A 13,960-nucleotide genomic window follows, 5' to 3' on the forward strand; every position below is an offset into this window, starting at 1 on the left:
CCATGACGACCGCCGAGACCGCCCCGTTCCAGTTCTTCAGCCTTGAGGTCGACCGGACGCGGCGGCTCGGCCCGTCGCTGGTCCGCGTCACCTTCACGGGCGAGGACCTGAAGTCGTTCGCCTCCGGGGGCCGCGACCAGTCGCTCTCCCTCTTCCTGCCGCACCCCGGCCAGGAGGCCCCCGTCCTGCCGCCGCTGGACGACCCCGACATGTACGCGATCCTCGGGGCCTGGCGCGCGATGCCGGAAGACGAGCGTGCCGTGATGCGCTCGTACACCGTCCGCGAGCAGCGCACGGAGCCGCGGAACGAGGTCGACATCGACTTCGCGCTGCATACAGCGACATCGGCCGCTGACGCGGCGGGCGTCGGCCCCGCCTGTCGCTGGGCGCAGCAGGCGAAGCCCGGTGACCGGGTGGTCGTGCTCGGTCCGGCGACGGCCGCCAACACGGCCGTGCGCTTCCAGCTCCCGGACGACGCCGACTCCGTCCTCATCTGGGCGGACGAGACGGCCCTGCCGGCCGCCTCGGCGATCCTGGAGTGGCTGCCGGCCGAGACCCGCGCCCACGTCTATCTCGAAGTCCCGTACTCCGGCGACCGCATGGAGCCGGCGACACAGGCCGACGCGACCGTCACCTGGCTGGTCCGTGAGGAGGGCGCGCCCTCCGCCGTGGAGGCGGTGCGCGCCGTGGAGCTGCCCGGCGAGGCGCCGTACGTCTGGATCGCGGGCGAGTCCGGTTCCGTGAAGGAGCTGCGCCGTCATTTCGTGCGCGAGCGTGAACTCGACCGCCGCCGGGTGACGTTCGTCGGTTACTGGCGCAAGGGGCTGTCCGAGGACGCCCTGCGCGAGACGCCCGAGGACGAATCGTGAGGTGACGGCGGTGACGCCCGCACCCTGAGGGGGCGAGGGGGCGTTGCGATGCAAAGTTAGGTTAGGCTAACCTTACTTACGCACCGCAACGCCCCCTCGCCCCTTTTCCGTCCCGGAGGACCATCCCCATGCGTTCCCACCTGCTCAACGACGCCACGGCGGAGAGCTACCGGCGCTCCGTCACCGAAGGAGTCGAGCGGGTGGCGGAGAAACTCGCCGCGACGCGCCGCCCGTTCAGCGGTGTCACCCCCGCGGAGCTGGCGCCCACCATCGACGCCGTCGACCTCGACAAGCCGCTCGGCGACTCCTCCGCCGCCCTCGACGAGCTCGAGAGCGTCTACCTCCGGGACGCCGTCTACTTCCACCACCCGCGCTACCTGGGCCACCTCAACTGCCCGGTCGTCATCCCCGCCGTGCTCGGCGAGGCCGTCCTCTCGGCGGTCAACTCCTCGCTCGACACCTGGGACCAGAGCGCGGGCGGCACCCTGATCGAGCGCAAGCTCATCGACTGGACCACCGGCCGCATCGGCTTCGGCCCCTCGGCCGACGGCGTGTTCACCAGCGGCGGCTCGCAGTCCAACCTCCAGGCCCTGCTCCTCGCCCGCGAGGAGGCCAAGACGAAGGACCTGTCCAAGCTGCGCGTCTTCTCGTCCGACTGCAGCCACTTCAGCGTCCAGAAGTCGGCCGGCCTGCTCGGTCTCGGTCCCGACGCCGTCGTCTCCATCCCCGTGGACCGGAACAAGCGGATGCAGTCCGTCGTGCTCGCCGCCGAACTGGAGGCCTGCCGGGCCGAGGGCCTGGTCCCGATGGCGATCGTCGCCACCGCCGGCACCACGGACTTCGGCTCCATCGACCCGCTGCCCGAGATCGCCGCCCTCGCCGAGGAGTACGGCGCCTGGATGCACGTCGACGCCGCCTACGGCTGCGGACTGCTCGCCTCGCTCAGTCGCCGCCACCTCCTCGACGGCATCGAGCACGCCGACTCGGTGACGGTCGACTACCACAAGTCCTTCTTCCAGCCGGTGAGCTCCTCCGCCGTTCTGGTGCGCGACGGGGCCACCCTGCGCCACGCGACCTACCACGCGGACTACCTCAACCCGCGTCGTACCGTCGCCGAGCAGATCCCCAACCAGGTCGACAAGTCCCTGCAGACCACGCGCCGCTTCGACGCGCTGAAGCTCTGGATGACCCTGCGCGTCATGGGCGCCGACGGCGTCGGCGAGCTCTTCGACGAGGTCTGCGACCTGGCCGAGGCCGGCTTCGCCCTGCTCGCCGCCGACCCGCGCTACGACGTGGTCGTCGAGCCGCAGCTGTCCACGCTGGTCTACCGCTACATCCCCGAGAACGTCACCTCGCCCGCCGAGATCGACCGCGCCAACCTCTACGCCCGCAAGGCGCTCTTCGCCTCCGGCGAGGCCGTCGTCGCCGGGACCAAGGTCGACGGGCGCCAGTACCTGAAGTTCACCCTGCTCAACCCCGAGACGACCGTGGCCGACATCGCCGCCGTCCTCGATCTGATAGCCGGCCACGCCGAGCAGTACCTGGGAGAGACCCTTGTCCACGCCTGATACCCCCGACACGTACGACTTCATCGGCATCGGGCTCGGTCCGTTCAACCTCGGCCTCGCCTGCCTCACCGAGCCCATCGACGAGCTGAACGGCCTCTTCCTGGAGTCCAAGCCCGACTTCGAGTGGCACTCCGGGATGTTCCTGGAGGGCGCGCACCTCCAGACCCCGTTCATGTCGGACCTCGTCACGATGGCCGACCCGACGTCCCCGTACTCCTTCCTCAGCTACCTGAAGGAGAAGGGCAGGCTCTACTCGTTCTACATCCGCGAGAACTTCTATCCGCTGCGGACCGAGTACAACGACTACTGCCGCTGGGCCGCCGACAAGATGCGCAGCATCCGCTTCTCCACGACCGTCGCCTCCGTCGCGTACGACGAGGCCGGCCAGGAGTACGTGGTGACGACCGAGGCCGGAGAGACCTTCCGGGCCCGCCGGATCGTGCTCGGCACCGGCACCCCGCCGTACGTCCCGGACTCCTGCCAGGGCCTCGGCGGCGACCTGACCCACAACTCGCGCTACCTCCAGAACAAGGAGGCGCTGCAGAAGAAGAAGTCGATCACCCTGGTCGGCAGCGGCCAGAGCGCGGCGGAGATCTACTACGACCTCCTCTCCGAGATCGACGTGCACGGCTACCGGCTCAACTGGGTGACGCGCTCCCCGCGCTTCTTCCCGCTGGAGTACACCAAGCTGACGCTGGAGATGACCTCGCCGGAGTACGTGGACTACTTCCACGGGCTGCCCGAGCAGACCCGGTACCGCCTGGAGAACCAGCAGAAGAACCTGTTCAAGGGCATCGACGGCGAGCTGATCGACGCCATCTTCGACCTGCTGTACCAGAAGAACCTGGCCGGCCCGGTCCCCACCCGCCTGCTCACCAACTCGGCCCTGCACTCCGCCGCGTACGACGACACGAGCGGCACGTACACGCTCGGCTTCCACCAGGAGGAGCAGGAGAAGGACTTCACGGTGGAGACCGAGGGCCTGATCCTCGCCACCGGCTACAAGTACGCCGTACCCGCCTTCCTGGAGCCGGTCAGGGACCGCCTCCGGTGGGACGGGCAGGGCCGCTTCGACGTGGCCCGCAACTATTCGATCGACACGACGGGCCAGGGCGTCTTCCTGCAGAACGCCTCCGTGCACACGCACTCCATCACCTCGCCCGACCTCGGCATGGGTGCGTACCGCAACGCCTACATCATCGGAGCGATGCTGGGCTACGACTACTACCCCGTCGAGAAGACCATCGCGTTCCAGGAGTTCGCAGTATGAGCACCATCCGCTTCCGCCCCCTCGATCCGCTCGCGGACGCACAGCTGATCCACCCCTGGGTCACGCACCCCAAGGCCGCCTTCTGGATGATGCAGGACGCGAAACTGGAGGACGTCGAGCGCGAGTACATGGCGTTCGCCGCCAACCCGCACCACGAGGCCTTCATCGGCCTGGTGGACGGTGAGCCGGCGGTCCTCATGGAGCGGTACGACCCCTCGCGGCTGGAGCTGGTCGGGCTCTACGACCCGCGGCCCGGCGACGTCGGCATGCACTTCCTGGTCGCGCCGACCGACACCCCCGTGCACGGCTTCACCCGCGCCGTGATCACCGCCGTGATGCACGAGCTGTTCGCCGACCCGGCCACCGAGCGCGTCGTCGTCGAGCCGGACGTGGCCAACAAGGCCGTGCACGCGCTCAACGAGGCCGTCGGCTTCGTGCCCGAGCGGGAGATCCAGAAGCCGGAGAAGAAGGCCCTGCTGAGCTTCTGCACCCGCGCACAGTTCGAGGCCGCCGTGGGAGTCGCCGCGTGAACCCCGTCGCCCACCTCACCCCCGCCCGCTGGGCGGACGCCAACCGCGCGCTGATCCGCAAGGGCCTCGCCGAGTTCGCCCACGAGCGGCTGCTGAACCCGCAGGAGCTGGGAGAGGACGGCTACCGCGTCCTCAGTGACGACGGCGCCGTCGAGTACCGCTTCACCGCCGACCGGTACGCCCTGGACCACTGGCAGATCGACGCCGGCTCCATCAGCCGCCACCGGGGCGACGAGCACCTCCCGCTCGACGCGCTCCAGTTCGTCACCGAGCTGCGCGGCTCGCTCGGCCTGAGCGACGAGATCCTGCCGGTCTACCTGGAGGAGATCTCCTCCACCCTGGCCGGTACGGCGTACAAGTCGACCAAGCCGCCCGTCACCTCCGCCGAACTGGCCCGCGCGGACTTCCAGGCCGTCGAGACCGGGATGACCGAGGGCCACCCCTGCTTCGTCGCCAACAACGGCCGGCTCGGCTTCGGCGTCGACGAGTACCGTGCGTACGCCCCCGAGGCAGCCGCCCCGATCCATCTGATCTGGCTGGCGGCGCGGCGCGACCGCACCACCTTCACGGCCGGCGCGGGCATCGACTACGACGCGTTCATCCGCGCCGAGCTGGGCGACAAGGCGGTCGACGGCTTCGCCGAGACCCTCGCCGAGCGGGGCCTGGACCTGGCCGACTACCTGCTGATGCCGGCCCACCCCTGGCAGTGGTGGAACAAGCTGTCGGTCACCTTCGCCGCCGAGGTCGCCCAGGAGCGCCTGGTCTACCTGGGCGAGGGCGACGACGCCTACCTGGCGCAGCAGTCGATCCGTACCTTCTTCAACACCGCGGATCCCGCCAAGCACTACGTCAAGACGGCGCTGTCGGTCCTCAACATGGGCTTCATGCGGGGCCTGTCGGCCGCGTACATGGAGGCGACCCCGGCGATCAACGACTGGCTGTCCGGGCTGATCGAGGCCGACCCCGTCTTCACGGCGGCCCGCTTCTCGATCATCCGCGAGCGGGCGGCGGTCGGCTACCGGCACCTGGAGTACGAGGCCGCGACCGACCGCTACTCCCCCTACCGCAAGATGCTCGCCGCGCTCTGGCGCGAGTCCCCGGTGGCCTCCCTGGCGCCGGGTGAGCGGCTCGCGACGATGGCCTCGCTGCTCCATGTCGACCACGAGGGCGCGTCCTTCGCGGGCGCTCTGATCAAGGACTCGGGCCTGGCGCCGACGGAGTGGCTGCGCGGCTACCTGGACGCGTACCTGCTGCCGGTGCTGCACAGCTTCTACGTGTACGACCTGGTCTACATGCCGCACGGCGAGAACGTGATCCTGGTCCTCGACGAGCGGGGCGCGGTCGTCCGGGCGGTGTTCAAGGACATCGCCGAGGAGATCTGCGTCATGGATCCGGCCGCGGTCCTGCCGCCCGCGGTGGAGCGGGTGCGGGCCGACGTCCCCGAGGAGATGAAGCTGCTGTCGATCTTCACCGACGTCTTCGACTGCTTCTTCCGCTTCATGGCGGCGACGCTGGCCGCGGAGGGCACGCTCGACGAGGAGGCGTTCTGGCGGACGGTCGCGGAGTGCGTCCGCGACTACCAGGAGTCGAAGCCGGAGCTCGCGGAGAAGTTCACGCAGTACGACATGTTCGCCGAGACGTTCGCGCTCTCGGCCCTCAACCGCCTGCAGCTGCGCAACAACAAGCAGATGGTGGACCTGTCGGACCCGTCCGCGGCGCTCCAGCTGATCGGCGACCTGGCGAACCCCATCGCACGGTTCGCCCGCTGAGACCGGCGTGTGCCCGGCGGAGTACGGTCCTCCGCCGGGCACACGCTTCTTTCCGCCCCGATCTACCCCGGCCGCCGCTCTACTCAGCCGCCGGCCACGGCACCTGCGGTGAGCGGTAGTAGTCGATGCCGAGCGCCTCGAACCGCGGTCCTTGCGCCGCGAGCCGCACCCTGTACGCCTCCCAGTCGTGCGTCGCCGCCGGGGACCAGCCCAGCTCGGCCACGCCCGGCAGGCGCGGGAACACCATCTGGTCGATGTGCGCGTCCTCGGAGATCGTCTCGGTCCACAGCGGCGCCTCGACGCCCTTCACCGCCTCCGCGGGCGCGCCCGGAAGGTAGGCGGCCGGATTCCAGTCGTACGAGCGCTGCACCTCCACGTAGCCGGCCCAGGCCAGGCCCAGCTTGGTCTCCTTGGTGTATTTCATGTCGAGGTAGAGGCGGTCGGCTGGCGAGAGGATCAGCCCGGTGCCGTTCCGCGCCGCCGCGGCGACCTGCTCCTTCTCCGCCGCGCCGGTCCGGTCGAGGCCCCAGTACTGCGCGAGGGCGCCGGGGGCGGGGACGGCGCTCGTGAGCTGGTGCCAGCCGACGACGGTCTTGCCGTACTTCGCGACGATCGGCTGCACCCGCTCCATGAACGCCACGTAGTCCGCGTGGGGCGTGGAGTGGGCCTCGTCGCCGCCGATGTGGAGGTACTTCCCCGGGGTCAGCGCGGCGAGTTCGCGGATGACGTCGTCCACGAAGTCGTACGTGACGGCCTTCGGCACGCACAGGGAGCTGAAGCCGACGCTGGTGCCCGTGTAGAGCGGCGGGGCGACGCCGTCGCAGTTCAGCTCCGCGTAGGAGGCGAGAGCGGCGTTGGTGTGCCCGGGCAGGTCGATCTCGGGCACGACCTCCTGGTGGCGGGAGGCGGCGTACCGCACGATCTCCCGGTAGTCGTCCTTCGTGTAGTACCCGCCGGGTCCGCCGCCGACCTGGGTGGAGCCGCCGTAGGTGGCGAGGCGGGGCCAGGAGTCGACGGCGATGCGCCAGCCCTGGTCGTCGGAGAGGTGCAGGTGCAGCTTGTTGACCTTGTAGAGGGCGAGCTGGTCGATGTACCGCTTGACCTGGTCGACGGTGAAGAAGTGACGGGAGACGTCGAGCATCGCGCCGCGCCAGGCGTAGCGCGGGGTGTCGGTGATGGTCCCGCCCGCGACCTGCCAGGGGCCGGGCTGCACGGTGCGCCTCTCGACTGCCGCCGGGAGCTGCTGGCGCAGGGTCTGGACGCCGCGGAAGAGCCCGGTGGGCCGGTGGGCCGTGAGCGTGAGGCCACCACGGCCGGACTGGAGCCGGTAGCCCTCCTCGCCGAGCGCCTTCTCCCCGTCGGTCAGCCGGAGCCGGATGCCGCCGCTCGCGTCGTCCTGGTCGACGACGCGCAGCGGGTGGCCGGTGGAGGGGCGCAGGATCCCGGCGAGGTAGTCGGCGACGGCGCGGGACTCGCGGGAGCGGCCGTCGATCCGGATGCGGGTGGCGGCGGTGATCGTGTACGGCTGCCCGCCGGGTGCCACGGAGGCGGGGGCGGGGACGATCTGGCCGAGCGGCCGGAGTGCGGGCTCGGCGGCGGAGCGGGCGGTGGGCGCGGCTCCGACGCAGGAGATCCCGGCGGCCGCAAGGAGCAGCAGGGCGCCGAGCACACGGGGAAGCGTTCTGCGCTGTCTCACAGGCATGGTCCCTTTCGGTGGACTTCGCGGCTGTGGATATGCGTATCCGAACAGTCACCATGCGTACCGTGGACCACTTCCGTGGGTCAAGGTGTAGACCAATACCCTCTCCGAGGCGGCGATCATGAAGACCTCTGCCCGAATTCGGGCAGGATTCTTGCGAAGTCCGGGGGGCACCCCTCAGTATTCACTGGTGCTCGAACGCCGCCCGTCGCATGACGACCTCATCGACCACCTGGTGCGCAGCACCGCGCTGCAGCGCGGTGAGGCGGCCCGGGTGGTGCTCGACGTGCTGGCGTACTTCGACGAGTCGACCGAGGACTTCGTCCGCCGCCGCCACCGCGAACTGCAGTCCGGGGGCGCCGTGAACGCCGAGATCTTCGAGCGCATCGCGGCCGAGCTGCCGCACCGCGCCGTGGCACCACCGGAGCTCTCGCTCCGGCAGCTGCGCCGCATCGTCTACGGCTGACACGCGGCCGGGCACACTCACCAACCAGGAGGGGTAACACCTTTATGTGTGGAATTGTCGGTTACATCGGAAAGCGCGACGTGGCCCCGCTGCTGCTGGAAGGCCTGCAGCGGCTGGAGTACCGGGGGTACGACTCCGCCGGCATCGTCATCACCAGCCCGAAGGCCTCCGGCCTGAAGATGGTCAAGGCCAAGGGCCGGGTCCGTGACCTGGAAGCCCGCGTCCCCAAGCGCTTCACCGGCACCACCGGCATCGCCCACACCCGCTGGGCCACCCACGGCGCGCCGAGCGACATCAACTCGCACCCGCACCTGGACCCCGAGAACAAGGTCGCGGTCGTCCACAACGGCATCGTCGACAACGCCCAGGAGCTCCGCGCCAAGCTGGAGGCGGACGGCGTCGTCTTCGCGTCGGAGACCGACACCGAGGTGATCACCCACCTGATCGCCCGCTCCCAGGCCACCACCCTGGAGGAGAAGGTCCGCGAGGCGCTCAAGGTCATCGAGGGCACCTACGGCATCGCCGTCATGCACGCCGACTTCAACGACCGCATCGTGGTGGCCCGCAACGGCTCCCCGGTCGTCCTCGGCATCGGCGAGAAGGAGATGTTCGTCGCCTCGGACGTCGCCGCCCTGATCGCCCACACCCGCCAGGTCGTCACCCTCGACGACGGCGAGATGGCCACCCTCAAGGCCGACGACTTCCGCACGTACACGACCTCGGGCGCCTCGACGACGGCCACCCCCGAGACCGTGGAGTGGGAGGCCGCCTCCTACGACATGGGCGGCCACGACACGTACATGCACAAGGAGATCTGCGAGCAGCCCGACGCGGTCGACCGCGTGCTGCGCGGCCGGATCGACGACCGCTTCTCCACCGTCCACCTGGGCGGCCTCAACCTCGACGCCCGCGAGGCCCGCTCCATCCGCCGGATCAAGATCCTCGGCTGCGGCACCTCGTACCACGCCGGCCTCATCGGCGCGGGCCTGATCGAGTCCATGGCCCGTATCCCCGCCGACGCCGAGCCGGCCTCGGAGTTCCGCTACCGCAACCCGGTCGTGGACCCCGACACCCTCTACATCGCCGTCTCCCAGTCCGGTGAGACGTACGACGTGCTCGCCGCCGTGCAGGAGCTGAAGCGCAAGGGCGCCCGGGTCATCGGCGTCGTCAACGTGGTCGGCTCGGCCATCGCCCGCGAGGCCGACGGCGGCGTGTACGTGCACGCCGGCCCGGAGGTCTGCGTCGTCTCCACCAAGTGCTTCACCAACACGGTCACCGCCTTCGCGCTGATCGCCCTCCACCTCGGCCGCATCCGCGACCTCTCGGTCACCGACGGCAAGCGGATCATCGAGGGCCTGCGCAAGCTGCCCGCGCAGATCAGCGAGATCCTCGAGACCGAGGAGGAGATCAAGAAGATCGCCGAGCAGTACGCGGGCGCCCAGTCGATGATGTTCATCGGCCGCGTGCGGGGCTACCCGGTCGCCCTGGAGGCCTCCCTGAAGCTGAAGGAGATCTCCTACATCCACGCCGAGGCGTACCCGGCCTCCGAGCTGAAGCACGGGCCGCTCGCCCTGATCGAGCCGGCCCTGCCGACGGTCGCGATCGTCCCCGACGACGACCTGCTGGAGAAGAACCGCGCCGCGCTGGAGGAGATCAAGGCCCGCAGCGGCCGCATCCTCGCGGTCGCGCACCAGGAGCAGGTCAAGGCCGACCACACCATCGTCGTCCCGAAGAACGAGGACGAGCTGGACCCGATCCTGATGGGCATCCCGCTCCAGCTCCTCGCCTACCACACGGCGCTCGCCATGGGCCGCGACATCGACAAGCCGCGCAACCTGGCCAAGTCCGTCACGGTCGAGTAGCACGTCCGGGCCTGTCCCCCGGAGCTCTCGACCACGGCCGGGAAAGCCCGTCCGCCCGCATTTCCGGACCTGTCCCCGGAGGGCCGGACGCCCGGCCGGACATGACAGCGGTCCCCGCGCACCGATGAGGTGCGCGGGGACCGCTGCATTCTTCAGGGCTCGGCTCGCCTCCGCTCACTCGCCAGGCGCTTGTGCGTCTCAGCCGGCTGCCGGGGCTCCACGGCGGGCGCGGCTGACCGAGGTCGGCCAGTGCGCCACCGCCGCCGTCGCGCCGTACCAGGCCGCCAGGCCCGCCACCGCGGCGACCCAGCCGCCCGCCTTCGCCAGACCGCCGTTGTCCGCGAGGGCACCTATGCCGAGCAGCAGCAGCGCCACGAACAGCAGCCCGTACACGCCCTGCCCGAACAGACCGCTGCCGCCGGCCGCCATCGTCAGCGTGAGCGCCAGCAGCGCCCAGAGCAGCAGGAAGAGGCCGGTCGCCTCCGCCGAACCACCGTCGCCCACTCCGGTCCCCCAGGTGAACCAGAACGCACCGAGCGCCGAATAGGCCGTACCCTCACCGCCGTTGCCCGCGCGCAGGGCGAGCAGACCGACGAGGAAGAGCGCCACCCCGCCGACCCAGGTGGCGAGGGATGCGGCGTCCGACGCCGCGACGTTGTCGATGACACCCGTGCTGCCGATGCCGAAGGCCAGCAGGGTCAGTCCGAGCGCGAGGTGGCCGAGAGTGGAGGTCGTGTTTCCCGCGGCGACTTCGTTGTCCACGGCGGGCTCCCTTCAGGTGCGCAGTTGTGCTGCGTGAGCTGCTTGTTCCGGTGACCTTTAACTACCCTTCACAAGCACACAAATCACCTGACGGCGGCAGAAATTATCGCCATGCCAAGGGAGTTGACGAAGCGTCGAGGAGAGGCGGCCAAGGGCCGGGCGGCCGGAAGGGCCGGCGTCAGCGGACGCCGGTCACGGGATGACGATCACGGGCCGCTGCGCGCGCTTCGCGAGCCGGCCGGCCACCGAGCCGAAGAGCCGGCCGACGATGCCGTGCGTCGAGCCGACCACGATCGCGTCGGCCGAGTACTCCCGGCCGACCTCCTCCAGCTCGTGGCAGATGTCGCCGCCGCGCTCCACGAGGATCCAGGGGACCTCGGCCAGGTAGTCCGCGCAGGCCAACTCCAGGCCGAGCACCTCGGTGCGATGGTCCGGGACGTCGACGAAGACCGGGGGCTCGCATCCCGCCCAGACGGTGGTGGGCAGCCGGTTGGCGACGTGCACGATGATCAGACCGGAGCCGGATCGGCGGGCCATGCCGATGGCGTACGCCAGGGCCCGTTCGCTGGAGGTCGAGCCGTCGAAGCCGACGACCACTCCGTGCCGGAAGGCGGGATCACAGGAGTGGCGTGGCTGTTCCACCGCGAGGGGGTCGACCGTGGAGTCGGCGACGCGCTTGCGGTCCGCGGGTTCGGAGAATTCGTGACCGGCCATCGGTGTCTCGGCGAAGAAGATCCTTGTGGGAAGGGACGGAGCGTCGTACGGAGCAACGGTTGGCGACGGAGCGGTGTCCGGGAATCATCTTCCCAAGCCCATACCCCCAAGGGTACGGCGACACCTCTCTCCTGCCCAGAGCGGTCCGGGGCCACACACGGCGCCCGCAGGGCGTTCCAGGGAGCATGCACGAGCCCGTCCCGTTATGGCAATGCCGGTTGTGTCCTACAGCTGTCCGGTACGGGGGCCGAACGGCCGCCACGGGGAGTGACCGGAACGTTCCGCTTCTCGTTCCCACAGGTCCAGTCACCGTCGCAGGGAGCCCCGCCCGTGCCCGCACCACCGGCCGCCGTCACCCCCGCCTCCGCCGCCCCCGCCGGCCCCCGTCCCCCCGCCCGCTCCCCCGGCCCCGCGGCCCCGCACCCCCCGGCGGACCCCGCGGGCGACGTCGTCCGCTGGGCCGTCTTCTGCTGCGTCCTGGTCCCCGTCGTGCTCGTCGTCTACGGCACCTCGCTGGGCGGGGCGGCGGGCACGGCGCTCGGACTCGCCGCGGTGACGGCGGTCTGCCGGGTGCTGCTGCGCCGTGCGGAACGGGGGCTGCGCGCCGAGGCCGCGGGCCCCCGCGGACGACACTCCCATGGCGGCCGAAACCACCGTCAGAGGTGACGGACTCCCCGTGAAGCTGACGGGTTCGCACACTCACACCCGTATGATTTCAGCCAACTTCCACATGCCGGTGAGTCCTTGGCGGAATGCCCCCTCAACCCTGGTGCCACCAGGCATGAAAGGCTTCGGCTCGGCCCCCGCACCCTACGGGGACGGGCCATGCGGTCACGACGCACTTCCCTGCGCCGCCCGCGAGTGGAACGCTTCGTGATCGAATGCTTCGCGCCAAGTTGCCTTGTCGACAATGTGCCGGACGGTGAACTTGTCACGTCGGCACTACGGAACACAGTAGATTCGATCATGGGTATCGAAGACTGGGGTCTCGTGCAAAACCGAGGGGAAACGTGCAGGAGCGACAGGACCAGGGAGACGCGAACACCAAGGGGGGCTTAGCGTCATGAGCCAGGACTCCGCCGTAACGGAGGCCGCACGGAAGTTGACCGGGCGCCGCCGCCGCGAAGTCGTCGCGGTGCTGCTGTTCAGCGGCGGCCCCATCTTCGAGAGCTCCATCCCGCTCTCCGTGTTCGGAATCGACCGGCAGGACGCGGGAGTACCCCGCTACCGCCTGCTGGTGTGCGCCGGTGAGGAGGGCCCGCTGCGGACCACAGGGGGCCTCGAACTCACCGCACCGTACGGACTCGACGCGATCAGTCGCGCCGGAACCGTCGTCGTACCGGCCTGGCGGTCGATCACCTCGCCGCCACCGCCGGAGGCGCTCGAAGCGCTGCGCCGGGCACACGAAGAGGGCGCGCGGATCGTCGGGCTGTGCACCGGCGCGTTCGTGCTCGCCGCGGCCGGACTGCTCGACGGCAGACCGGCCACCACACACTGGATGTACGCGCCGACGCTCGCGAAGCGCTATCCGTCGGTCCATGTGGACCCGCGGGAGCTCTTCGTCGACGACGGGGACGTACTGACCTCGGCCGGCACCGCGGCCGGCATCGACCTGTGTCTGCACATCGTGCGGACCGACCACGGCGCGGAGGCCGCGGGCGCACTGGCGCGCCGGCTGGTCGTCCCGCCGCGGCGCAGCGGCGGCCAGGAGCGCTACCTCGACAGGTCTTTACCAGAGGAGATCGGCGCCGACCCGCTCGCGGAGGTCGTCGCCTGGGCCCTGGAGCACCTCCACGAGCAGTTCGACGTGGAGACGCTCGCGGCCCGCGCGTACATGTCACGGCGTACGTTCGACCGGCGCTTCCGCTCGCTGACGGGGTCCGCCCCGCTGCAGTGGCTGATCACCCAGCGGGTGCTGCAGGCGCAGCGGCTGCTCGAGACCTCCGACTACTCGGTCGACGAGGTCGCGGGACGCTGCGGCTTCCGCTCCCCGGTGGCGCTGCGCGGGCACTTCCGCCGCCAGCTCGGCTCCTCGCCGGCCGCGTACCGCGCGGCCTACCGGGCCAGGCGTCCGCAGGCCGAGACCACGACGACGGTGCTCGACCCGCTCGTGCCCCAGCAGGGCCCGCCGGTCGTCCGGCGGCCCGGGGGCCCGATGGAGCCGGGCAAGCAGCATGCCGACGTGTACGCCTCAGGTCGCGCTGCCCTGCCGGGTCAGCGCAGCGCCCCCTAGGGGCGGGCCAGACCGCGCGCGCCACAAGCCGCGCACAGAGAAAACCGACGGGCGCCCGGGGACACCTCTCCCGGGCGCCCGTCGGCGTGCCCCCCCCCGCCCCCCCCCCCCCCCCCCGGGCCGCCCCCCCCCGGCCCCCCCCGGCCCCCCCCCCCCCCGGGGGGGGGCCCCCCCCCACCAAAAAGACGGGGGGGGTGGGGGCGGCCGGATAGCCGGGG

General features: G+C 70.6%; 12 protein-coding genes. 9 read left to right on the top strand and 3 right to left on the bottom strand.

Annotated elements, in window-relative coordinates; all coding sequences use genetic code 11:
• The first annotated feature begins 2 nt into the window (after positions 1-2).
• The 5 genes from ACZ3IJ_RS33855 to ACZ3IJ_RS33875 all read left to right on the top strand — a co-directional run bounded on the left by ACZ3IJ_RS33855 (position 3) and on the right by ACZ3IJ_RS33875 (position 6,006).
• The gene (locus tag ACZ3IJ_RS33855; protein WP_467474694.1) at positions 3-869 is read left to right on the top strand and encodes a siderophore-interacting protein; all 867 of its coding nucleotides are present in this window, start codon (positions 3-5) and stop codon (positions 867-869) included.
• A gap of 128 nt (positions 870-997) precedes the next feature.
• A complete protein-coding gene (locus ACZ3IJ_RS33860; protein WP_467474696.1) occupies positions 998-2,437 on the top strand; it encodes a pyridoxal phosphate-dependent decarboxylase family protein in 1,440 nt (479 codons plus the stop codon).
• Positions 2,424-3,707: a lysine N(6)-hydroxylase/L-ornithine N(5)-oxygenase family protein gene (locus ACZ3IJ_RS33865; protein WP_467474698.1), complete on the top strand. Its 1,284-nt coding sequence runs from the start codon at positions 2,424-2,426 to the stop codon at positions 3,705-3,707. The genes ACZ3IJ_RS33860 and ACZ3IJ_RS33865 overlap by 14 nt, the downstream gene beginning before the upstream one ends.
• Positions 3,704-4,237: a GNAT family N-acetyltransferase gene (locus tag ACZ3IJ_RS33870; RefSeq protein WP_467474700.1), complete on the top strand. Its 534-nt coding sequence runs from the start codon at positions 3,704-3,706 to the stop codon at positions 4,235-4,237. Before ACZ3IJ_RS33865 ends, ACZ3IJ_RS33870 begins: the two co-directional genes overlap by 4 nt.
• Positions 4,234-6,006 (top strand): IucA/IucC family protein, encoded by a 1,773-nt coding sequence (locus ACZ3IJ_RS33875; protein WP_467474702.1) that lies wholly within the window; start codon positions 4,234-4,236, stop codon positions 6,004-6,006. Before ACZ3IJ_RS33870 ends, ACZ3IJ_RS33875 begins: the two co-directional genes overlap by 4 nt.
• Positions 6,007-6,085: 79 nt before the next feature.
• On the opposite strand, the gene ACZ3IJ_RS33880 is transcribed toward ACZ3IJ_RS33875, so the two are convergent.
• Positions 6,086-7,708: a beta-N-acetylhexosaminidase gene (locus tag ACZ3IJ_RS33880; protein ID WP_467474704.1), complete on the bottom strand. Its 1,623-nt coding sequence runs from the start codon at positions 7,706-7,708 to the stop codon at positions 6,086-6,088.
• A 187-nt stretch (positions 7,709-7,895) separates the two neighbouring features.
• Between ACZ3IJ_RS33880 and ACZ3IJ_RS33885 the strand changes: the two genes are divergently transcribed.
• Both ACZ3IJ_RS33885 and glmS read left to right on the top strand, forming a co-directional pair.
• Positions 7,896-8,171, top strand: a complete 276-nt coding sequence (locus ACZ3IJ_RS33885) for a hypothetical protein (protein ID WP_041662420.1) — start codon at positions 7,896-7,898, stop codon at positions 8,169-8,171.
• Positions 8,172-8,215: 44 nt separating this feature from the next.
• On the top strand, positions 8,216-10,033 hold the full coding sequence (glmS, locus tag ACZ3IJ_RS33890; protein WP_352190599.1) for a glutamine--fructose-6-phosphate transaminase (isomerizing): 1,818 nt from the start codon (positions 8,216-8,218) through the stop codon (positions 10,031-10,033).
• Between the two features lie 198 nt (positions 10,034-10,231).
• Here glmS and ACZ3IJ_RS33895 read toward each other — a convergent pair whose 3' ends face one another.
• Both ACZ3IJ_RS33895 and ACZ3IJ_RS33900 read right to left on the bottom strand, forming a co-directional pair.
• Positions 10,232-10,795, bottom strand: coding sequence for a GPR1/FUN34/YaaH family transporter (locus ACZ3IJ_RS33895; protein ID WP_467474707.1), 564 nt, complete (start codon positions 10,793-10,795; stop codon positions 10,232-10,234).
• Positions 10,796-10,987: 192 nt separating this feature from the next.
• On the bottom strand, positions 10,988-11,509 hold the full coding sequence (locus ACZ3IJ_RS33900; RefSeq protein ID WP_352190601.1) for a universal stress protein: 522 nt from the start codon (positions 11,507-11,509) through the stop codon (positions 10,988-10,990).
• Between the two features lie 330 nt (positions 11,510-11,839).
• On the opposite strand from ACZ3IJ_RS33900, the gene ACZ3IJ_RS33905 reads away from it, so the two are divergent.
• The gene (locus ACZ3IJ_RS33905; protein WP_391797193.1) at positions 11,840-12,175 is read left to right on the top strand and encodes a hypothetical protein; all 336 of its coding nucleotides are present in this window, start codon (positions 11,840-11,842) and stop codon (positions 12,173-12,175) included.
• Between the two features lie 397 nt (positions 12,176-12,572).
• The gene (locus ACZ3IJ_RS33910; protein ID WP_467474710.1) at positions 12,573-13,742 is read left to right on the top strand and encodes a helix-turn-helix domain-containing protein; all 1,170 of its coding nucleotides are present in this window, start codon (positions 12,573-12,575) and stop codon (positions 13,740-13,742) included.
• The last annotated feature ends 218 nt before the right edge of the window (positions 13,743-13,960 follow it).

This window comes from Streptomyces sp. NPDC013317 (assembly GCF_055563155.1).

Coding starts and splice junctions, on each gene's coding strand:
- ACZ3IJ_RS33855 (WP_467474694.1), top strand. CDS start 3: ATGACGACCGCCGAGACCGCCCCGTTCCAGTTCTTCAGCCTTGAGGTC.
- ACZ3IJ_RS33860 (WP_467474696.1), top strand. CDS start 998: ATGCGTTCCCACCTGCTCAACGACGCCACGGCGGAGAGCTACCGGCGC.
- ACZ3IJ_RS33870 (WP_467474700.1), top strand. CDS start 3,704: ATGAGCACCATCCGCTTCCGCCCCCTCGATCCGCTCGCGGACGCACAG.
- ACZ3IJ_RS33880 (WP_467474704.1), bottom strand. CDS start 7,708: ATGCCTGTGAGACAGCGCAGAACGCTTCCCCGTGTGCTCGGCGCCCTG.
- glmS (WP_352190599.1), top strand. CDS start 8,216: ATGTGTGGAATTGTCGGTTACATCGGAAAGCGCGACGTGGCCCCGCTG.
- ACZ3IJ_RS33900 (WP_352190601.1), bottom strand. CDS start 11,509: ATGGCCGGTCACGAATTCTCCGAACCCGCGGACCGCAAGCGCGTCGCC.
- ACZ3IJ_RS33910 (WP_467474710.1), top strand. CDS start 12,573: ATGAGCCAGGACTCCGCCGTAACGGAGGCCGCACGGAAGTTGACCGGG.